Below are 17,981 nucleotides of genomic sequence, written 5' to 3'. Positions count from 1 at the left end.
GGGCCGCGCAGCCATGGAGCATGCCAATCAATGCCTGTCGTACGCGGGAAGAATATCGAGCCGCTTTTCACTGCCGAGCAGATCGCCGAGCGCAATCATGCCCTGGCCAAGGAAATCGCCAGTGGGCCGACAAAGGACCTCCTTGTCATCGCCATTCTCAAGGGTTCGTTCATCTTCGCAGCCGATTTGCTGCGGGCGCTGCATGAGACCGGGCTTGCCCCGGAGGTCGAGTTTATCACGCTTTCGAGCTATGGCGCCGGCACGACATCGCAGGGCGTGCGCATCGTCAAGGACATCGACAGCGACGTTCGGGATCGCGACGTGCTGCTGATCGACGACATTCTGGAATCGGGCCGTACGCTGCGTTTCGCCAAGGAGCTGCTCTATGAACGTGGCGCCCGCAATGTCACGCTGGCCGTCCTGCTCGACAAGAGCGTCAAGCGTCAGGAAGAGCTGGAGGCCGATTATGTCGGCTTCGAATGCCCCGATTATTTCGTTGTCGGCTACGGCATGGATGTCGCCTACGCCTTCCGCGAATTGCCCTTCGTCGGTGTCGTCACGGGCGACGCCGAGGCCTGATCTTAAGTTAATGCCGGCGGCTTGTCCGCCTGTCCCATTCTGCTCCGGCGATGACGAACCGTTAACCACGGAGCTTGATCGCCTGTCCGCCGTTTACCTATCGCAAACGGAATTCTGGTGATTTCGGTCGCGGAACATGACGGACCAGGAGCACGGACCATGGCAAAAATTCTGATCACGGAAGACGAAGATTCACTTCGCACCTTCGTCGCCCGCGCGCTGCGCTTGGACGGTCACGAGACCGAAGAGGCGGCCGACGGAGCGGAAGGCTTAGAAAAGCTGAAAGAGGGCGGCTACGATCTCCTGTTGTCGGATATCCGCATGCCCGTGATGGATGGCATCGAGCTTGCCCATCAGGCCCATTCGACCTGCCCAGGCATGAAGATCCTGCTGATGACCGGCTATGCGGAACAGCGCGAGCGCGCCGACGACCTCATGGAAAAGATCGTCGACGTCGTTGCCAAGCCCTTCGCGCTGCCAGACATCCGCAAGGCTGTTGCCCGGGCCTTGGCTGCCTGAAGCTCTCGACTATCGGCGCAGTCGTTTCCTGTGCCGACGTCATCATCATTTGCGGATAGGGCCGAAATCGTCATCCGGATAGTAGATAGTTTCTTCTCCCGGCTTTCTTGAGCCGACAACGATCATCGTCACCGCGGCGGCGGAATGGTTGAGCAGATGATGCGCATTCGGTTGCCCCGCCGGGAACCCCACGACATCGCCAGGCCCGAGAATATGGTGACCGTTTTCGTCGACCAGCGTCGGGGTGCCCGTCAGAATATAGAGAAACTCGTCCTCCGCCATATGCCAATGGCGCGATGACGACATTCCTCCGGGATCGAGGGTGACGAGGTTCACGCCAAATTGCGTGATGCCCACAGCTTTGGCCAGCCGAATCTCGTGCTTGCCGCTCAGCCTCGCATCCGCGTCGGCAACGCCGGGCAGACCTGTCGCGACAGGCAGATCCGAAATATGGGCAAGCTTGGTCTCCATATCATCCCCCTTTGCGAAGCATGAAGACAGGCAACTTCTTTGATGGCGGGCTGCCTTACTGACCCAGATTCAGCAAACGTTCCAGATAGCGCCGTTCTTCGCTGAGCGATGGATTGTTGCTCAGCCGCTCGCGAATGGCGTCGAGGATTTGGCGGGCGCGCTCTGCGTTGATGATGTCTGGCACCATGTTGTCGTTGGGGTTGTCAGAGAAACCACCGTCATTGCGTGACCGGCCGAGCGGGTCGCGGCCGTTTTGACCGCCTTGGCCCATCTGCCCCGGCATCTGGCCTTGGCCTTGCCCCTGACCTTGACCCTGCTGCATCTGGGCCATGAGCTGGTTCATCATTTCGCGCGTCCCCTTGCGCAGGGCATCCAGCGCGCGCCCCTGACCCTGCACGGCGCCTTCGCCATTGCCCTCGGCAAGCTGACCGGACGCGCCCTTCATTTCCTGCTGCGCCTTGCCGTAATTCTGGTTCGGCTTCATGCCGAGCGAGCCGAGGTCTTTCTGCAGTTCGCCGAGCTGCTTGCCGAGATCCTCCTGCTGCTGTCGCAGCTGCTTCAGCGCGTCGCGCAGCTGATCGGCCGTCATGCCATCAGTGGGGTCCTTGCCCTTCTGATCCTGCTGGTTCTGGCCTTGCTGCTGATCCTGCTGGCCCTGATTGCGCTGGCCCATATCCGGACGCATCGGGTCGTTGAGGCCGGGCATGGGCTGATCCATCAAGCCATCGCCGTCCTCGTTGGAATCGCCGCGCTGCATGCGGTCGCGCATGGCCTGATCGAGCTTGAAGGTCTGATCCATCAGCTTTTGCTGGTCGCGCATGATGCGGCCGAGCTTGTCCATCTGCTCGCGCATCTTGTCGTTGGCCTGGTTCTGCTGCTGCCCCGGCTGGGGCTTGCCGGCCTGCAGGCTGTTCATCAGCTGCTGCAGTTCGGAAAGCATCTGCTGTGCGGCCTGGCGATTGCCGGAGCGGGCGAGATTCTCGATCTGATCCATCATGCGCTGCAGGTCCTGCTGGCGCAGGATATTGGCGGAGCGCTGGTTCGGCTGGGCCGGCATGTTGCGCATGCGCTCGGCCAGCTCCTTCATGTAGGCGTCCATCGCCTTGCGCAGCTCGTCGGTCAGCTTCTTGATCTCGGCGTCGGGGGCGTTGCGCTGCAGGGCGTCGGAAAGCTTCTGCTGGGCGTCGCGCAAGGCCTTTTCCGCATCGGTCAGCTGCGCGTCCTCCATGCCGAGCGCGATCTGCCAGAGATAATCGGCGGTATCCTTCAGCGAGGCCTCATTGCTCGCGAGCTTCATGCGCGTAAGCGCGGACCTGATGGCGAGATAATTGCCGAGATCGGGGATTGTCTCTTCGGGCCGTATGGTCAGCGATTTGTTGAGCTCAATCGCCTCCGGCATCTTCCGCGTGTCAAGCGCAAACACCTGGCGTTCTTCCGCAACGGCTGCGGCAAGCGGCTGGCTGAAATTGCGTGACGGCAATACCATCTCGTAGGGTGAGCTGCGGCCGGTCTGGCCGGCGCCGTCCTTGGCGACGAGGGTGATGCGGACGCGCTTGCCGGCAAGCGGATCCTGCGTCAGATCGTGGCTCGCCAGACCCTTGCCATTGCGGCGGTCGCGACGCGGAAGTTCCAGCTTGTATTCGGGCAAGCCGTATAGGGGTTTGGCAGCCGGATCGGATTCCACCGGCACGATCTCGGCATGGGCTTCCTCGACGCCGTAGTCATCCTTGACCTTGAAGCCGAGTTCCAATGCGCCGCTCGCCGTCGCGTGCGGAATGCCGTCGAAGGTGATCTCCGGCGGCTTGTCGACGACCACATTGAAGGACCAGGACTTGCCGTTGACGGTCAGCTCGCCGCCCTTTTCAAGCTTGAGAACATGGGTGCGGGCAACCATTCCGTCCGCGGCCGGAATATTGCCGGTGCCGTTCGCTGCCGGTGGTACGGCAGGAGGCGTTGCAGGCTTTGCGCCAGCGGGGCCTTGCTTGTCAGCGTCAGCGGCTTGCTCGGGGATTTCGACGCCCTTTTCGGCGCCAGCTGCCTGGAACAGCACTTTCTCATCCGTCGCAGCACCCGAAACACGCACAGTGAGTTCGGAGAATTGCGGCACGTTCAGGCTATTGCCGGCATTGTCGACATTGCCTGTCAGATAGACGGGGGCTTCGCCGGTGTAATAGGGCGGGGTAACCCAGGCATCGACGCGGACATCCGGGTTGCCCGATGTCGAGCTTGATGCCGTGAAGGCATCACCGAGCGAGCCGCCGCTATTGGACATGGAAAAGCTGAAGGCTGTTACCAGCAGCAAAGCCGGGACTGCGCGCAATGCGAAGCGGTCGTAGCGGGTAATATCCGGCCTCGGCAGGCCGGCATCCAGGGCGGCGATGCGTTCGGCCATACGCGTCTGGTGCTCGCGCCAGAGCGCGCGGGCAAAGGGGGTGTCGAGCGCCGGCTCTTCTTCCTGCACCGTGACAGGCTGGTGGGCGAGACCGTTGCGCTCCTCCAGCAGCCGGTCCGCCTCGACGGTGTTCGGCCAGCGCAGGCGGCGCAGCGGATAGAGGGAGATGGCGAAGCCGACCGCGAAAACGGCAAGCAGCAGAAAGCGCAGGACATCCGGCGCAATGCGGAAAATGCCGAACCAGGCGACGGACAGGAAAAGAGCCAGAATGGATGCCGGCAACAGCAGCCGTGGCAGAAGCTGCTCGCTGGCGAGCACCAGCTGCGCAAAGAGACGCTTGACCGCAACCATGCGCGCCAGCGCCGGACGGGTGGCGAAAGCGCCCTTCTTAGGGTTGCTGGGGCTGGTCATCGGTCCGGTCTTCTCCCGATCTGACGTTGATGGCCAGAGCATGATGCCGAAAAGTGTAAGCGGTTTTCGGACGGCGTCATGCTCTACTTCCCTGATTCTAGAGCGAATTCAGAGTTTCGATCGATTCGATCCAAAATCATCCGCTCTAGTGGCCCGTTGGGGATGGCGCGGCGTCCCACACGCTCGCGCACGCGGCGCCCGGCGAGACGCCATTCAATCAAAGATAACATTCTTTGTGGCGAAGACGAGGGCAACGGGCGCAAAAGGCTGTTTTTTCACCGGACTTCGCCGAAACGTGATCGGGCAAAGCAGCTTTTGCGGTCCTGCCCGAAATTGCCGATAAAGCCGATTAACCTTCGAGCCAGGCCGGGATGGAATCCAGGCCAATCAAATCCTCGTAAGTCGCGCGCGGGCGGATGACGTGGAATTCATTGCCCTTGACCAGCACTTCGGGAACCAGAAGCCGACTGTTATAGGTGCCGGCCTGCACGGCGCCATAGGCACCGGCTGAGCCGACGGCCAGCAGATCGCCGGGCTTCGGCAGCGCCATCTCGCGGTCGAGTGCCAGATAGTCGCCCGTCTCGCAGACCGGGCCGACGACATCAGCCTTGATGCGCTTGATATCGGCAGCATTCGTTACGACCGGGCGGATCTCGTGATAGGCCTCATAGAGCGTCGGACGGATGAGGTCGTTCATGGCGCCATCGACGATGACGAAACTCTTGTCGCCGCCATCCTTCACATAGATGACTTCGGTCACGAGAATGCCCGCATTGCCGACGATCAGGCGACCGGGCTCGGTGACGATCCGGCAGTTGAGGCCGCGCAGCTGGTTCTTGACGATTTCGGCATAGGCATCCGGCAAAGGCGGCGGATTGTTGTCGTCGCGATAGGGAATGCCGAGACCGCCGCCGATGTCGACGTGATGGATGTCGTGACCGTCACCACGCAGGGTCTCCACGAGATCGCGCAGCAGCTTGAAGGCGTCGTCGAATGGCTGCAGCTCGGTAATCTGGCTGCCGATATGCATGTCAATGCCAGTGACCTTGATCCCAGGCAGGCTGGCGGCGCGGCCATAGACGGCGCGGGCGCGCTGCCAGGATATGCCGAACTTATTTTCCTTCTTGCCCGTCGAAATCTTCGCATGGGTGCGGGCGTCAACGTCCGGATTGATGCGGAAGGAAACGGGAGCGACCTTGCCGGCGCGGACGGCGCGCTGGTTCAGCACTTCCAGTTCCGGCTCGGATTCGACATTGAAGCAGTAGATGCCGGCTTCGAGCGCCACATCCATTTCCTGCGCGGTCTTGCCGACACCTGAGAACATGATACGGCTCGCCGGAATGCCTGCGGCCAGCGCGCGGCGCAGCTCACCGACGGAGACGACATCGACGCCGGCGCCGAGGCGGCCGAGCGTCTTCAGCACCGCCTGGTTGGAATTGGCCTTCATGGCGTAGCAGACCATGGCGTCGACATCGCGGAAGGCTTCCGCGAAGACGCGATAGTGGCGCTCCAGCGTTGCCGTCGAATAGACGTAGAAGGGTGTGCCGACCGCCTTGGCGATCTCTGGAACCGGAACATCCTCGGCGTGGAGGATGCCGTCGCGATACTCAAAATGATTCACGGTCGTTGCCCAATCAGAGAAGCGGATCGAGGAAGAACTTCTTGTCCTCCGTACCCGGCTCCTTCGTCGGCTTGGAGACGTCACCGCCTTTGGTCGCATGAGCACTCGGCGGATCGAGAGGGCCTTTGCGGCCGCATCCGACAACGGCAAGGCCGACGACCGAAAGCACGACGGTCAGGCGGATGATGTGCGGCATGTTGATCTGCATCGAAATCCTCTTGGGCGGCAAACGCGGAAGTCACTCTTCTTAGCGAAGTTTCCAGGCCTTGTGCACCCTGATTGTTGGTTGTGACTTTCGGCGATTTTCTCAGTTGCGAGCGCGCCAGAAGGCGATCTGTTTACGCACTTCCGAGGGCGCCGTGCCGCCAAAACTCTTGCGGCTGGCAACGGAGGCTTCGACCGTCAGGACATCGAAGATCTTGTCGGTGATATCCGGATGGATCGCTTGCAGGTCCGCAAGCGAGAGCTCAGCCAGCTCGCAGGATTTGCTTTCGGCAAGCGCCACGGCGCGGCCTGTCACGTGGTGGGCATCGCGGAAGGGCAGGCCTGCTTCGCGCACCAGCCAGTCGGCGAGATCGGTGGCGGTGGAATAGCCGGAGCCAGCGGCGGCCTTCATGCGGGCGGTGTTGATCGTCATGTCGCGCATCATGCCGGTCATGGCGGCAATGGCAAGTTCCAGGCTTTCGGCCGCGTCGAAGACCTGTTCCTTGTCTTCCTGCATGTCCTTGGAATAGGCGAGCGGCAGGCCCTTCATGATCGTCAGCAGCGCCACCAGCGAGCCGTTGATGCGGCCCGTCTTGGCACGCACGAGTTCGGCCGCATCCGGGTTCTTCTTCTGTGGCATGATGGAGGAGCCGGTGGAGAAGGCATCGGAGAGGCGCACGAAACCGAATTGCGGCGTCGACCAGATGACGATCTCTTCGGCAAGGCGCGAGAGATGCATGCCGGCGATGGCGGCGATCGACAGGAATTCGAGGGCAAAATCGCGGTCGGAGACGGTATCGATCGAGTTGCGGGTCGGCTCGCGGAAGCCGAGCGCCTTGGCCGTCATGTGGCGGTCGATCGGGAAGCCGGTGCCGGCAAGGGCAGCGGCGCCGATCGGCGATTCGTCCATATGCTCGATGGCATGGCGCACGCGCGAGCGGTCGCGGCCGAACATTTCGACATAGGCCATGCAGTGATGACCGAAGGTGACGGGCTGGGCCGTCTGCAGATGGGTGAAACCAGGCATGACGGTTTCGGCATGTTCCTCGGCGCGGTCGAGGAAAGCTGCGATCAGATCAGTCAGCGCCTGCTCGCACTTCTGCAGCTCTTCCTTCACCCACAGACGGAAATCAAGCGCCACCTGATCGTTGCGCGAGCGGGCGGTGTGCAGGCGGCCGGCGGCCGGGCCGATCAAGGCCGCAAGCCGCGCCTCGACGTTCATATGGATGTCTTCGAGGCGGCGCGAAAACTCGAAATTGCCGCTTTCAATCTCTGACAGGATCGTGTTCAACCCGTGAACGATCTTGTCTTTATCCTCGGTTGAAATGATGCCTTGATTGGCGAGCATGCTCGCATGCGCGATTGAGCCGCGGATATCCTGGGCAAACAGCTTCTTGTCGAAATCGATCGAGGCATTTATCTCCTCCATGATTGCCGCGGGGCCGGAAGCGAAACGCCCGCCCCACATCTGGTTGGAGGATTTGGTGTCCGTGCCGTCAGTCATGAGATGCCCACCTGGAGAATGAAATGACAGCAAAGAAGCCGTTCGGTCTGCCGTCCATGAAACTCGTTATGCTCGCTGCCGTCGCCGGGGTTATTGCCGGTGCGGCAGCGGTATACGTGAAGGAGGCGGGGTATGGCAATGGCATTGGTGAAACGGCTTCGGCCGATCAATGCGGGACCGCCAGGGATCGCGCCGCTGCCCTGACGCCCTTTACCAAGGGCCAGGTCGCCGCCATGAGCGTGCCGCCGGCGCCGATCTCGCTTCAGGGTGTTTCTTTCAAGGGGGCTGACGGCCAGCCGCTGTCGATCGGCAGTTTCGCCGGCAAGACTGTGCTGCTCAATGTCTGGGCGACCTGGTGCGTGCCGTGCCGCGAGGAAATGCCGGCACTGAACGCGCTCGAGAAGAGCGCCGGCAGCGACAAGTTCGAAGTGGTTGCCGTCAATATAGATACGGGCGACGACGAAAAGACCAAGGCATTTCGTACGGAATATGCGATCGACAAGCTCGGCTACTATCGCGACAATACGATGGGCGTGTTCAATGTATTGAAGAAACAGGGCCTCGCTTTTGGGCTGCCGGTGACGCTTCTCATCGACGACAAGGGCTGCCTGCTGTCGGCCATGAACGGACCGGCGGCTTGGGATAGCGAGGATGCCAAGAACCTGGTGAAGGCTGCGGCGGGTATTTGATTTTCTCCTTCTCCCCTGGGGGAGAAGGTGCCCGGCAGGGCGGATGAGGGGGTGTGTCATAGCAAGCGCGTTGCTGGGTAAACAGTACCGTTTGCCGGTAACGCCCCCTCACCCCGCGCTGTCGCGCGACCCTCTCCCCAATGGGGCGAGGGTATCTTACCGCGTCGGAACCGGCGTTTCCCCGCGATAGTCGTAGAAGCCGCGGCCCGATTTGCGGCCGAGCCAGCCGGCTTCGACATATTTCACCAGCAGCGGGCAGGGACGATACTTGGAATCGGCGAGCCCGTCATGCAGCACCTGCATGATCGAGAGGCAGGTGTCGAGGCCGATGAAATCGGCAAGCTGCAGAGGCCCCATCGGGTGGTTCGCACCGAGCCGCATGGCGGTGTCGATGGCATCGACGGTGCCCACACCTTCATAGAGCGTGTAGATCGCCTCGTTGATCATCGGCAGCAGGATGCGGTTGACGATGAAGGCGGGGAAGTCTTCGGCGACGGTGATCGTCTTTTCCAGCGAGGAGACATAGTCCTTGGCAGCGGAGAAAGTCGATTCTTCGGTCGCGATGCCGCGTACCAGCTCCACGAGCTTCATCACCGGAACCGGGTTCATGAAGTGGATGCCCATGAAGCGTTCGGGACGGTCGGTTGCGGAGGCAAGGCGGGTGATCGAGAGCGACGAGGTATTCGTTGCGAGCATCGCTTCGGGTTTCAGCACCGGACATACCTGCGCATAGATCTTGCGCTTGACGCTTTCGTCTTCCGTCGCCGCCTCGATGGCGAGATCGACCTGGGCGAGATCGTTGAGATCGGCCGAGCCGGTGATGCGGGAGAGCGCTGCCTTGCGCTCTTCGTCGGTTGTTTTGCCGGATGCGACCTGGCGGGCGAGATTGCCGTTGATGGTGGCAAGGCCGCTTTCGATGCGATCCTGCGAGAGATCGTAGATATGGACCTTGTAGCCGGCCATGGCGGACACATGGGCAATGCCGCAGCCCATCTGGCCCGCGCCGATAATACCGATCGTCTTCAGCGAACTCATTGCCAACTCCCCGGCGCGCTCCTGGCGATGCGCTATGCTTTTAATTCAAATTTGCCGGGCCATTTCTAGCCCGGCAAAGATTGATAGACCTATAAAAGACGATTTTCCAGTCTCTCGCAACTGCGAGAAACTCTATCGGCGCGATCAGAGCGCCTTTTGCAATTCCGGCAGTGCTTCGAAGAGGTCGGCGACGAGGCCGTAGTCGGCGATCTGGAAGATCGGGGCTTCCTCATCCTTGTTGATGGCGACGATGACCTTCGAATCCTTCATGCCGGCCAGATGCTGGATGGCGCCGGAAATGCCGCAGGCGATATAGAGCTGCGGTGCCACCACCTTGCCCGTCTGGCCGACCTGCCAGTCGTTCGGCGCATAGCCGGCATCGACGGCCGCGCGAGAGGCGCCGACGGCGGCACCGAGCTTGTCGGCAACCGGCAAGATGACTTCCCTGAACTTCTCCGCCGAGCCGAGTGCACGGCCACCCGAGATGATGATCTTGGCAGAGGTCAGTTCCGGACGATCAGACGTCGACAAGGCATCGCCGACGAAGGTGGAAAGGCCGGGATTGGCAGCTGCAGACACCGTCTCGATCGCGGCCGAGCCGCCTTCAGAGGCGGAGGCGAACGAGGCCGTGCGCACGGTGATGACTTTCTTGGCGTCGGTCGACTGCACCGTCTGGATGGCGTTGCCGGCATAGATCGGCCGCTTGAAGGTGTCGGCGGAAACCACTTCGATGATTTCCGAGACCTGGGCGACATCGAGCAGGGCGGCAACGCGCGGCAGCACGTTCTTGCCGACCGAAGTGGCCGCGCCGATGATCACGTCATAGGAGCCGGAAAGCGATACGATCAGGGCCGCCAGCGGTTCCGCCAGATTGTTGGCAAGGCTTGCATCTTCGGCAACCAGCACCTTCGAGACACCGGCAAGCTTTGCCGCCTGTTCCGCTGCAGCCTTGGCGCCTGCGCCGGCGACCAGCACGTGAATGTCGCCGCCGATCTTTGTGGCAGCCGTCAGCGCCTTGGCGGTCTGGTCGGAGAGGTGGGCATTGTCGTGATCAGCCAGAAGAAGAATGGCCATGGGTCTTATCCTTTCCTATCCTCAGAGCACGCCGGCTTCGGTCTTGAGTTTTTCGACCAGCTCGGCAACCGAGCCAACCTTGACGCCCGCCTTGCGGCCCGACGGCTCTTCGGTCTTCAGCACCTTCAGGCGCGGCTCGGTCGAGACGCCGAAATCGGCCGGGCTCTTCTTGTCGAGCGGCTTCTTCTTGGCCTTCATGATGTTCGGCAGCGAGGCGTAGCGCGGCTCGTTCAGGCGCAGGTCGGTGGTGACGACGGCCGGTAGCTTGACCTCGATGGTCTGCAGGCCGCCATCGACTTCGCGCGTCACCTGAGCCTTGCCATCCCCGATCTCGATCTTCGAGGCGAAGGTTGCCTGCGCCGTGCCGAGGAGCGCCGCCAGCATCTGGCCGGTCTGGTTGGAGTCGTCATCGATCGCCTGCTTGCCGACGATGATGAGGCCCGGCTGTTCGGCTTCAGCGACACCCTTCAGGATCTTGGCGACGGCGAGCGGCTCGACGGCATCGTCGGTCTCGACGAGGATGGCACGATCCGCACCCATGGCAAGCGCCGTTCTCAGAGTTTCCTCAGCCTTGGCAGGTCCGATCGATACGACCACCACTTCCTCGGCCTTGCCGGCTTCCTTCAGACGCAGCGCCTCTTCGACCGAAATCTCGTCGAACGGGTTCATCGACATCTTCACGTTCGAAAGCTCAACGCCAGAACCATCCGGCTTCACGCGAATCTTGACGTTGTAGTCAACAACCCGCTTAACGGGGACGAGAATCTTCATGGAATCCTTCCTTCAACATGACCGCCCGAGAACATGCGCTGTTTAGCGCCATTCCATTTGTCGAATGGCGACATGGATACGCGTTTTTTTCCCAATTACAACGCTTCCAGGCCGCCGAGAGACGAATTGCTTGAAAGGCATAAATAACGTTTACGTCAACGTCAATATGTCTGCCTTCGGTGATCGAATTCGCGCCGCTATCGATTCTTGCCGGGAACCCAGAGAACATCGGCCTGGCCGCGATCATTGGCGTGCCGTGCCGCGACGAAGAGAAAATCGGAAAGGCGGTTGATATATTTCAGCGCCGCCGGGCTCACCCGTTCGCCTCGCTCCCGCGACAGCGCCACCATGAGGCGCTCGGCGCGACGCGCTATCGTGCGGGCAAGGTGAAGATGGGCGGAAGCGGGGCTGCCGGCGGGCAGGACGAAGGATCGCAAAGGCTCGAGATCGGTGTTCAGCCGGTCGATATCCCGCTCGAGGCGCTCGACCTGGTGATCGATGATGCGCAAGGGTTCATAGGCGGGCGGCTCCTCTGTTTCGGGGGTCGAAAGATCGGCGCCGAGATCGAACAGATCGTTCTGGATGCGCATCAGCATCGCGTCGATCTCGGGCATGTCCGACGTGTGCAGCCGGGCAACGCCGATGGCGGAGTTGGCTTCATCGACCGTGCCGTAGCTTTCGACGCGCAGGTCGTGCTTCAGCCGCCTCGGGCCGGCAGCAAGGCCTGTCGTGCCGTCGTCGCCGGTCTTCGTGTAGATCTTGTTGAGCTTGACCATCGGGTTCCTGTGGTTAGAGCCTTTCGCCTTTTTTGAATCGCGAAATGCCCTAACCCTTTATTTTAAGCAATTCCGGACGGAAAACCGCTTCGCACTTTTCCTGAAATTGCTTTAGGCCGGGCGGCCGCCGCCCGTCAGCCAGAGCGTCAGCATGATCAGGATCACAGCGATTGCCTGCAGCAGCACGCGCAGCTGCATCAGCCGGTTCGAAAGGTTCGGGTTGTCGCCTTTCATCATGTTCAGCAGGCCGCGAATGAGAACGATCGCGACAAGTCCCATGACAATGATGGCGGCAACATAGGTAACGGTAGACATGGCTCCTCCACCCTTGTCTTCAGAGTGGCTCAGCGCTCCGTTGAAGCTTCAAGTCACTCAAGGTCATCATTTCAAGCAATCACAAGCGGAAAACACGCTTCGCGCCTTTCGTGGGATTGCTCTAGTCCAGCCGGCGCATCAGACGATAGAAAAGGTTAGCCGGCAATAGCCTTTTCAAGAAGGCGCCCTGCTTGGCGGGTGTCGTTACCAGATAATGCGGGCGCGGGTTTCTCACGTTCAAAGCCGATTTTAGCACATCATAGACTGCTTCCGGACCCAATTTATGTTTATTGATCGGACCTGATCCATCAAGCCGTTTCAGCTGCCTGCGATATTCCACCGCATGGGGCGAGCCTTCGAGGTCGATATGCTCGTTGATCTTGGCGAGCGCATTGGCCGTAAAACGCGTCGCGATCGGGCCGGGCTCGATGAGGCTCACATGGATGCCGCTATTCTGCAGCTCCATTCTGAGCGTGATCGTCAGCCCTTCGAGTGCAAATTTCGAGGCCGTGTAGGCGCCGCGGAAACGGTAGGGAACCAGTCCGAGAATGGACGAGCAGTTGACGATGCGGCCATGCCCCTGTTTGCGCATCAGCGGCAGGATCTGGCGCGTCAGCTCGTGCCAGCCGAAGAAATTGGTTTCGAACTGTTCGCGCAGCACATCGGCCGTCAGATCCTCCACGGCGCCCGGCTGCCCGTAGGCGCCATTGTTGAAGAGGGCGTCGATGCGGTCGCCCGCGCGCTCGCGCACTGTCGCTACGGTGGCGGAAATGGTCTCGGGCTTTGTGTAGTCGAGGAGCAGCGCTTCGATGCCGTCGGCTTCGAGCGAGGCGAGATCGTCTTCCTTGCGCACGGTTGCAAAGACGCGCCATCCATCGCCGCGCAACGCTCGCGCGCAATAAGCGCCGATGCCGGAGGAGCAACCAGTGATAAGGATCGTGCGTTGTTCCGTCATGGAAGATGATTCCTGTACAAACCGGGACTCGTTTCCCATATTCAGGAACCCGATACAATCGACAACCGGCAGGTGAGCGCCGACGTCAAGCGGAGATGGGATGCCGACAGCCCTGCGGACGACTTACAAGGTGATATACGACGCAGTGTTCCATTTCGTCGAGGATGACGGGTTCGCCATGGCCAGTCATGTGGCGCTGTCGACGCTGCTCGCGGTTTTCCCTTTCCTGATCTTCGGCACGGCGCTCGCAAGCTTTCTCGGCGCCAGCCAATTCTCGTCGACGGCTGTGCATCTGATCTTCGACACCTGGCCGGAGGCGATCGCCAAGCCGCTTGCAGATCAGGTGGTGCAGGTGCTGACCATTCCGCGCGGCGGCCTTTTGACGATCTCCGTGCTTGCGGCCGCCTATTTCGCCTCGAACGGCGTCGAGGCGCTGCGCATATCGCTGAACCGCGCCTATCGCGTGCCCGAAACCCGGCCCTGGTATTTCAATCGCCTTGCCAGCCTCGGTTACGTGCTGATCGCGGTGCTGATCTTCGCCATCCTCAGTATCCTGCTCGTCGCAGTGCCGCTCGCCCTCAATTACACCAGGCAATGGCTGCCGAAGCTTGCCGATATCCTCGACATCGTCTTCAGCTGGCGGATCTACGGCACGATTTTTCTGCTCCTGGCCGGCCTGCTGATCCTGCATCTGTGGCTGGCCGCCGGACGCAGGCGGTTGTTCGACGTCATTCCCGGCGTGATACTGACGCTGGTGTTCTGGTCGATCGGCGCGGTGCTCTTCGCCTATTATCTCTCCACCTTCGCCAATTACACCGCCACCTATGCCGGCCTGGCATCGGTGATGATCGTGCTGATCTTCCTCTATATGCTGGCGGTGATCTTCATCATGGGGGCGGAAATCAATGCGGCGCTGATGAAGTTCCGCGTGCGCCGCCTGCTGTTCGGCAAGGCGGCGAGCCGCCCTGCTGCGGAGGTGTCATCGGAAAAGGTAGCGGCGGAATCAGAGGCCGATGCGGCGGCGAAGCTCCGCCGGTGAAAGGCCCTGCCGGCGCCATTCGGCTATGCCGGTATCACCCATGCTCTTGGAGAGTTTTTTGCCATCCTCTCCGAGGACGAGGCGGTGGTGATGATAGAGCGGCTCCGGCAGACCGAGCAGCGTCTGCAGCAAGCGGTGGATCGATGTGGCGTGGAAGAGATCGAGCCCGCGCACGACATGGGTGATGCCCTGCACGGCATCGTCGACGACAACAGAAAGATGATAGCTGGAGGGCGCATCGGAACGTGACAGCACGACATCGCCCCAGGCGGCGGGATCGGCTGGAATAATGCCCGTCTCGCCATCGCCGCTTTCCCGCCAATGCAATGGTTCGTCCGCTGCCGCCAGCGCTCTTTTCATATCGAGACGCCAGGCGTGTTTCATGCCCGAAGCAAGCAGGCGCTGCCGCTCGGCATCGCTGCGCTCGCGGTCATCGGGCGGATAGAGCGGCGTGCCGTCAGGATCGCGTGGCCAGGATTTACCATCCGCTTCGAAAGCGGCGACGCGCGATTTGACCTCGCCGCGCGTCAGGAAGGCGGGGTAGACGAGGCCGCGCTCGACAAGCGTCTGCAACGCTGTCTGATAGGCCGGAAAATGCTCGGACTGCCGGCGCACCGGCTGCTGCCAGCTGAGGCCGAGCCAGGAGAGATCGGTATAGATGCCTTTTTCGAAATCGGGTGTGCAGCGCGCCTGATCTATGTCTTCGATGCGCAGCAGGAAATCGCCGCCTGCCTTTGCCGCCATGTCGTGATTGAGGATCGCCGACAGCGCATGGCCAAGATGCAGCGGGCCGTTCGGGCTCGGGGCAAAACGGAACTTCGGCTTTTGACGGGGAATCTCGATCATGCTTTCTTCTGCCACGAATTTGAACCGGGGACCACGAGGCGTCATGCAGATCATTCGCGACGAGCGCGATATCGAACAGGGACTGGCAGCCCTTTTGGAGCTCGATCCGCGCCTGCGGCCGGTTGCCGCGGAAGCCGGCGCCTTGCCGCTGCGCCTGCGCGAGCCGGGCTTCGAAGGGCTTGCCCATATCATCGTGTCGCAGGTCGTCTCCCGCGCCAGCGCCGATGCGATCTGGGGGAAAATGATCGCCGGGATGGGGCAGGTGACCGCTCGGGGATATGCCGGGCTGGAGCCGGAGGCCTGGCGGACCTTCGGCCTGTCGCGAATCAAGCACGAGACGCTTCACCGTGTTGCCGAAGCTGTTGCCGGTGGCAGCCTCGATCTCCGTGCGCTCAGCGCCGAATCACCCGACAAGGCGCTCGCCGAACTGACCGCCATCAAGGGGATCGGCCCCTGGACGGCCGAGGTCTACCTGATGTTTTGCGGCGGTCACGCAGATGTGTTTCCGGCCGGCGACGTGGCGCTTCAGGCGGCCGTCGGCATGGCTTTCGGCCATGAAGTCAGGCCCTTGGCCAAGGAAATCACCCGGGAAGCCGCGGTTTGGGCGCCCTGGCGCTCGGTCGCGGCCCGGCTTTTCTGGGCTTATTATGCCGTGAAAACGCGCCGGGATGCGCTGCCGATCGTTTAATCGGCTATGTCTCGAAATCGCCTTTATGCACTGAATTTATTGGACTTCACAATCCTGTAACAACCGGCCTAATATACAGGTGCAGATGCCGAATCGATCAGGAGGGTTCCTTGACGATTGCAGTCTCCCCGCAGTCCTTGCCGGCGCTCGTGCTGAACGCTGACTACAGACCGCTGAGTTACTATCCCTTGTCGCTCTGGTCCTGGCAGGACGCGATCAAGGCGGTTTTTCTTGACCGTGTGAACATCATCGCAGAATACGATCAGTGCGTGTCCTCACCGAGCTTCTCGATGCGGCTGCCGAGCGTCGTATGCCTGAAGACATATGTGCAGCCGTCCCGCAATCCCGCCTTCACCCGCTTCAACGTCTTCCTGCGCGACAAGTTCGAATGCCAGTATTGCGGCTCCCATGACGACCTGACCTTCGACCACGTCATTCCGCGCGCCCACGGCGGCGAGACGACCTGGGAGAACGTCGTGGCCGCCTGTTCGCCGTGCAATCTCCGCAAGGGCAGCAAACTGCCGAAGCAGGCCGGCATGTTCCCGGCGCAGAAGCCATACCAGCCGACCGTGCAGGACCTGCACAATAACGGCCGCCTCTTCCCGCCGAACTATCTGCACGACAGCTGGCTCGACTATCTCTACTGGGATTCGGAACTGCAGCCGTAAGGACGTGCTTCTTTAGGTCCGAGTTTGAAGTGAGTGCGGCACCCCCCCTGTCCCTTTCGGGACATCTCCCCCACAAGGGGGGAGATCGGTAACTTGCGGTACCTTCCCGACCTAAATCGACATCGTATCTGCTGTCGTTGAGCTTACTTTGCTTTGCAGGTGCGACACACTCCCACCAATCTCCCCCCTTGTGGGGGGAGATGTCACGAAGTGACAGAGGGGGGTATCAGAGCCGCGACATGCGAGAGATCACGGCTACTCGCCCAATGATTCACGCAGCCTTCTTTGCCCCCACAAAAGCAATCGCAGCCAGGATCATGCTGGCGATCACATTCCAGCCAGCCATCGAAAGGCCGGCGACACGAAGGGCTGCTTCCGTGCAGGACGGCCCCTTGATGGTGTTCAGCTGGCCGAGCAGGTCGCCGGCATTCTGCGTGACACTGCTGGCCGTTGTCGAGCAGGTGGTCGGGCCTTCCCAGAAGTGCCATTCGACGCCGGCGTGATAGACGCCGATACCGCCGCCGACCACCATCATCAGGCCGGCGATGATCAGCAGCCCGCGGGTGATCCAGGAGGGCAGACCGGCAACCGCCGTCAGCACGGCGATGATAGCGACGGGGATGCCGTAATAATAGGGCTGGCGCTGATCGAGGCAGAGCGCACAGGGGATATAGCCGCCAATGTACTGGAAGCCGAGCGCCGAGCCGATGACGACGATCATGCCGATCGTCAGCAATAGGCCATAGCCGAGGCCGGCGCGGGGGGAAGGCGAAGTCATGGACATGCTGAGGGCTCCTTGTCAGCTCGCCAAAGCAAAATGGAAGACGGCATAGAGGGCGATGAGAGCGGCGGCGACGGCCATGGTGATCTGGCCCAGGCGCTTTTCGATGAAGTGGCGGATGGATTCACCATAGCGGCGAAGCAGGAAGGCCAGGAGGAAGAAGCGGGCGCCGCGGGCGACGATGGCCGAGACGATGAACAGGCCGAGATTGATATGGGCGACGCCGGAGAGGATCGTCACCACCTTGATCGGCGGCAGATGCGCCAGGCCCGATGTGACCAGCAGCAGGAGAACCCATTCATAGGTGATGCCGGCGCTCATCTGGTTGAAGGCGTCGAGCTTGCCGTAGAATTCCAGGATCGGCTTGGCGATGGTCTCGAAGGCGTAATAGCCGAGCGCCCAGCCGGCAATGCCGCCAAGCACGGAGGCAACCGTCGCCGTCAGCGCATAGCGCCAGGCACGCTCCGGCTTCGCCAGCGACATCGGCAGGAAAAGCACATCCGCCGGAACGAGAAAGATGGAGCTCTCGACGAAGGCGATCACGGCCAACCAGATTTCCGCCGATTTGCGGCCGGCGAGCGACATGGTCCAGTCGTACAGTCTACGAAGCATAGGGCCCCCTTTTTGCTGCGTTGCAAACCTT

General features: G+C 61.3%; 20 protein-coding genes. 6 read left to right on the top strand and 14 right to left on the bottom strand.

Going from position 1 to position 17,981, the window contains the following annotated elements; genetic code table 11:
- Positions 1 to 30: 30 nt before the first annotated feature.
- Both hpt and JJQ51_RS07775 read left to right on the top strand, forming a co-directional pair.
- Positions 31 to 579, top strand: coding sequence for a hypoxanthine phosphoribosyltransferase (hpt, locus tag JJQ51_RS07780; RefSeq protein WP_095435999.1), 549 nt, complete (start codon positions 31 to 33; stop codon positions 577 to 579).
- Positions 580 to 738: 159 nt separating this feature from the next.
- A complete protein-coding gene (locus JJQ51_RS07775) occupies positions 739 to 1,098 on the top strand; it encodes a response regulator (RefSeq protein WP_113332370.1) in 360 nt (119 codons plus the stop codon).
- Positions 1,099 to 1,143: 45 nt separating this feature from the next.
- Here the strand turns inward: JJQ51_RS07775 and JJQ51_RS07770 are convergent, their stop codons facing one another.
- The 5 genes from JJQ51_RS07770 to argH form a co-directional block, all read right to left on the bottom strand.
- Positions 1,144 to 1,569: a cupin domain-containing protein gene (locus tag JJQ51_RS07770; RefSeq protein ID WP_269244489.1), complete on the bottom strand. Its 426-nt coding sequence runs from the start codon at positions 1,567 to 1,569 to the stop codon at positions 1,144 to 1,146.
- A gap of 55 nt (positions 1,570 to 1,624) precedes the next feature.
- Positions 1,625 to 4,372, bottom strand: coding sequence for a TIGR02302 family protein (locus JJQ51_RS07765; RefSeq protein ID WP_269244488.1), 2,748 nt, complete (start codon positions 4,370 to 4,372; stop codon positions 1,625 to 1,627).
- A gap of 349 nt (positions 4,373 to 4,721) precedes the next feature.
- Positions 4,722 to 5,993, bottom strand: coding sequence for a diaminopimelate decarboxylase (lysA, locus tag JJQ51_RS07760; protein WP_269244487.1), 1,272 nt, complete (start codon positions 5,991 to 5,993; stop codon positions 4,722 to 4,724).
- A gap of 13 nt (positions 5,994 to 6,006) precedes the next feature.
- Positions 6,007 to 6,201 carry an LPS translocon maturation chaperone LptM gene (lptM, locus tag JJQ51_RS07755; protein WP_015341316.1) on the bottom strand — a complete coding sequence of 65 codons (195 nt, stop codon included), beginning with the start codon at positions 6,199 to 6,201 and terminating at the stop codon, positions 6,007 to 6,009.
- Between the two features lie 99 nt (positions 6,202 to 6,300).
- The gene (argH, locus tag JJQ51_RS07750) at positions 6,301 to 7,701 is read right to left on the bottom strand and encodes an argininosuccinate lyase (RefSeq protein WP_269244486.1); all 1,401 of its coding nucleotides are present in this window, start codon (positions 7,699 to 7,701) and stop codon (positions 6,301 to 6,303) included.
- 23 nt (positions 7,702 to 7,724) lie between these two features.
- On the opposite strand from argH, the gene tlpA reads away from it, so the two are divergent.
- The gene (gene tlpA / locus JJQ51_RS07745) at positions 7,725 to 8,390 is read left to right on the top strand and encodes a thiol:disulfide interchange protein TlpA (protein ID WP_269244485.1); all 666 of its coding nucleotides are present in this window, start codon (positions 7,725 to 7,727) and stop codon (positions 8,388 to 8,390) included.
- Positions 8,391 to 8,546: 156 nt separating this feature from the next.
- On the opposite strand, the gene JJQ51_RS07740 is transcribed toward tlpA, so the two are convergent.
- From JJQ51_RS07740 to JJQ51_RS07715, 6 genes are all read right to left on the bottom strand, one after another.
- The gene (locus JJQ51_RS07740; RefSeq protein ID WP_269244484.1) at positions 8,547 to 9,425 is read right to left on the bottom strand and encodes a 3-hydroxybutyryl-CoA dehydrogenase; all 879 of its coding nucleotides are present in this window, start codon (positions 9,423 to 9,425) and stop codon (positions 8,547 to 8,549) included.
- A gap of 144 nt (positions 9,426 to 9,569) precedes the next feature.
- On the bottom strand, positions 9,570 to 10,499 hold the full coding sequence (locus JJQ51_RS07735; RefSeq protein ID WP_113421398.1) for an electron transfer flavoprotein subunit alpha/FixB family protein: 930 nt from the start codon (positions 10,497 to 10,499) through the stop codon (positions 9,570 to 9,572).
- 21 nt (positions 10,500 to 10,520) lie between these two features.
- A complete protein-coding gene (locus JJQ51_RS07730) occupies positions 10,521 to 11,270 on the bottom strand; it encodes an electron transfer flavoprotein subunit beta/FixA family protein (RefSeq protein WP_113332362.1) in 750 nt (249 codons plus the stop codon).
- Between the two features lie 197 nt (positions 11,271 to 11,467).
- Positions 11,468 to 12,046 carry a cob(I)yrinic acid a,c-diamide adenosyltransferase gene (locus tag JJQ51_RS07725; protein ID WP_269244483.1) on the bottom strand — a complete coding sequence of 193 codons (579 nt, stop codon included), beginning with the start codon at positions 12,044 to 12,046 and terminating at the stop codon, positions 11,468 to 11,470.
- A gap of 111 nt (positions 12,047 to 12,157) precedes the next feature.
- The gene (locus tag JJQ51_RS07720; protein WP_113332360.1) at positions 12,158 to 12,361 is read right to left on the bottom strand and encodes a twin transmembrane helix small protein; all 204 of its coding nucleotides are present in this window, start codon (positions 12,359 to 12,361) and stop codon (positions 12,158 to 12,160) included.
- Between the two features lie 121 nt (positions 12,362 to 12,482).
- Positions 12,483 to 13,316 (bottom strand): SDR family oxidoreductase, encoded by an 834-nt coding sequence (locus JJQ51_RS07715; protein WP_269244482.1) that lies wholly within the window; start codon positions 13,314 to 13,316, stop codon positions 12,483 to 12,485.
- Positions 13,317 to 13,416: 100 nt separating this feature from the next.
- Between JJQ51_RS07715 and JJQ51_RS07710 the strand changes: the two genes are divergently transcribed.
- Positions 13,417 to 14,355, top strand: coding sequence for a YihY/virulence factor BrkB family protein (locus tag JJQ51_RS07710; RefSeq protein WP_145636277.1), 939 nt, complete (start codon positions 13,417 to 13,419; stop codon positions 14,353 to 14,355).
- Here JJQ51_RS07710 and gluQRS read toward each other — a convergent pair.
- The gene (gene gluQRS / locus JJQ51_RS07705) at positions 14,320 to 15,201 is read right to left on the bottom strand and encodes a tRNA glutamyl-Q(34) synthetase GluQRS (RefSeq protein ID WP_269244481.1); all 882 of its coding nucleotides are present in this window, start codon (positions 15,199 to 15,201) and stop codon (positions 14,320 to 14,322) included. The genes JJQ51_RS07710 and gluQRS overlap by 36 nt on opposite strands.
- On the opposite strand from gluQRS, the gene JJQ51_RS07700 reads away from it, so the two are divergent.
- Complete coding sequence (locus tag JJQ51_RS07700) at positions 15,200 to 15,889, top strand: DNA-3-methyladenine glycosylase family protein (RefSeq protein ID WP_269244480.1); 690 nt, start codon at positions 15,200 to 15,202, stop codon at positions 15,887 to 15,889. The two genes, gluQRS and JJQ51_RS07700, sit on opposite strands and share 2 nt — an antisense overlap.
- 110 nt (positions 15,890 to 15,999) lie before the next feature.
- Positions 16,000 to 16,557, top strand: coding sequence for an HNH endonuclease (locus tag JJQ51_RS07695; RefSeq protein ID WP_015341304.1), 558 nt, complete (start codon positions 16,000 to 16,002; stop codon positions 16,555 to 16,557).
- A gap of 271 nt (positions 16,558 to 16,828) precedes the next feature.
- Here the strand turns inward: JJQ51_RS07695 and JJQ51_RS07690 are convergent, their stop codons facing one another.
- The gene (locus JJQ51_RS07690) at positions 16,829 to 17,341 is read right to left on the bottom strand and encodes a disulfide bond formation protein B (RefSeq protein ID WP_269244479.1); all 513 of its coding nucleotides are present in this window, start codon (positions 17,339 to 17,341) and stop codon (positions 16,829 to 16,831) included.
- Positions 17,342 to 17,356: 15 nt separating this feature from the next.
- Positions 17,357 to 17,950: a YqaA family protein gene (locus JJQ51_RS07685; RefSeq protein ID WP_145636271.1), complete on the bottom strand. Its 594-nt coding sequence runs from the start codon at positions 17,948 to 17,950 to the stop codon at positions 17,357 to 17,359.
- Between the last annotated feature and the right edge of the window lie 31 nt (positions 17,951 to 17,981).

The organism is Rhizobium sp. AG207R, assembly GCF_027109195.1.
GTDB lineage: Bacteria > Pseudomonadota > Alphaproteobacteria > Rhizobiales > Rhizobiaceae > Rhizobium > Rhizobium dioscoreae.
The sequence above is the reverse complement of the archived record's forward strand: the minus strand, read 5'-3'. Positions and strand labels throughout refer to the sequence as shown.

What these genes read in the sequence shown, in the direction of transcription:
- argH (WP_269244486.1), bottom strand. Translation starts at nt 7,701, where the DNA reads ATGACTGACGGCACGGACACCAAATCCTCCAACCAGATGTGGGGCGGG.
- JJQ51_RS07740 (WP_269244484.1), bottom strand. Translation starts at nt 9,425, where the DNA reads ATGAGTTCGCTGAAGACGATCGGTATTATCGGCGCGGGCCAGATGGGC.
- JJQ51_RS07710 (WP_145636277.1), top strand. Translation starts at nt 13,417, where the DNA reads ATGCCGACAGCCCTGCGGACGACTTACAAGGTGATATACGACGCAGTG.
- JJQ51_RS07725 (WP_269244483.1), bottom strand. Translation starts at nt 12,046, where the DNA reads ATGGTCAAGCTCAACAAGATCTACACGAAGACCGGCGACGACGGCACG.
- gluQRS (WP_269244481.1), bottom strand. Translation starts at nt 15,201, where the DNA reads ATGATCGAGATTCCCCGTCAAAAGCCGAAGTTCCGTTTTGCCCCGAGC.
- JJQ51_RS07765 (WP_269244488.1), bottom strand. Translation starts at nt 4,372, where the DNA reads ATGACCAGCCCCAGCAACCCTAAGAAGGGCGCTTTCGCCACCCGTCCG.
- JJQ51_RS07770 (WP_269244489.1), bottom strand. Translation starts at nt 1,569, where the DNA reads ATGGAGACCAAGCTTGCCCATATTTCGGATCTGCCTGTCGCGACAGGT.
- JJQ51_RS07720 (WP_113332360.1), bottom strand. Translation starts at nt 12,361, where the DNA reads ATGTCTACCGTTACCTATGTTGCCGCCATCATTGTCATGGGACTTGTC.
- lptM (WP_015341316.1), bottom strand. Translation starts at nt 6,201, where the DNA reads ATGCAGATCAACATGCCGCACATCATCCGCCTGACCGTCGTGCTTTCG.
- JJQ51_RS07690 (WP_269244479.1), bottom strand. Translation starts at nt 17,341, where the DNA reads ATGTCCATGACTTCGCCTTCCCCCCGCGCCGGCCTCGGCTATGGCCTA.
- JJQ51_RS07735 (WP_113421398.1), bottom strand. Translation starts at nt 10,499, where the DNA reads ATGGCCATTCTTCTTCTGGCTGATCACGACAATGCCCACCTCTCCGAC.
- JJQ51_RS07775 (WP_113332370.1), top strand. Translation starts at nt 739, where the DNA reads ATGGCAAAAATTCTGATCACGGAAGACGAAGATTCACTTCGCACCTTC.
- JJQ51_RS07700 (WP_269244480.1), top strand. Translation starts at nt 15,200, where the DNA reads ATGCTTTCTTCTGCCACGAATTTGAACCGGGGACCACGAGGCGTCATG.
- hpt (WP_095435999.1), top strand. Translation starts at nt 31, where the DNA reads ATGCCTGTCGTACGCGGGAAGAATATCGAGCCGCTTTTCACTGCCGAG.
- JJQ51_RS07730 (WP_113332362.1), bottom strand. Translation starts at nt 11,270, where the DNA reads ATGAAGATTCTCGTCCCCGTTAAGCGGGTTGTTGACTACAACGTCAAG.
- tlpA (WP_269244485.1), top strand. Translation starts at nt 7,725, where the DNA reads ATGACAGCAAAGAAGCCGTTCGGTCTGCCGTCCATGAAACTCGTTATG.
- JJQ51_RS07715 (WP_269244482.1), bottom strand. Translation starts at nt 13,316, where the DNA reads ATGACGGAACAACGCACGATCCTTATCACTGGTTGCTCCTCCGGCATC.
- JJQ51_RS07685 (WP_145636271.1), bottom strand. Translation starts at nt 17,950, where the DNA reads ATGCTTCGTAGACTGTACGACTGGACCATGTCGCTCGCCGGCCGCAAA.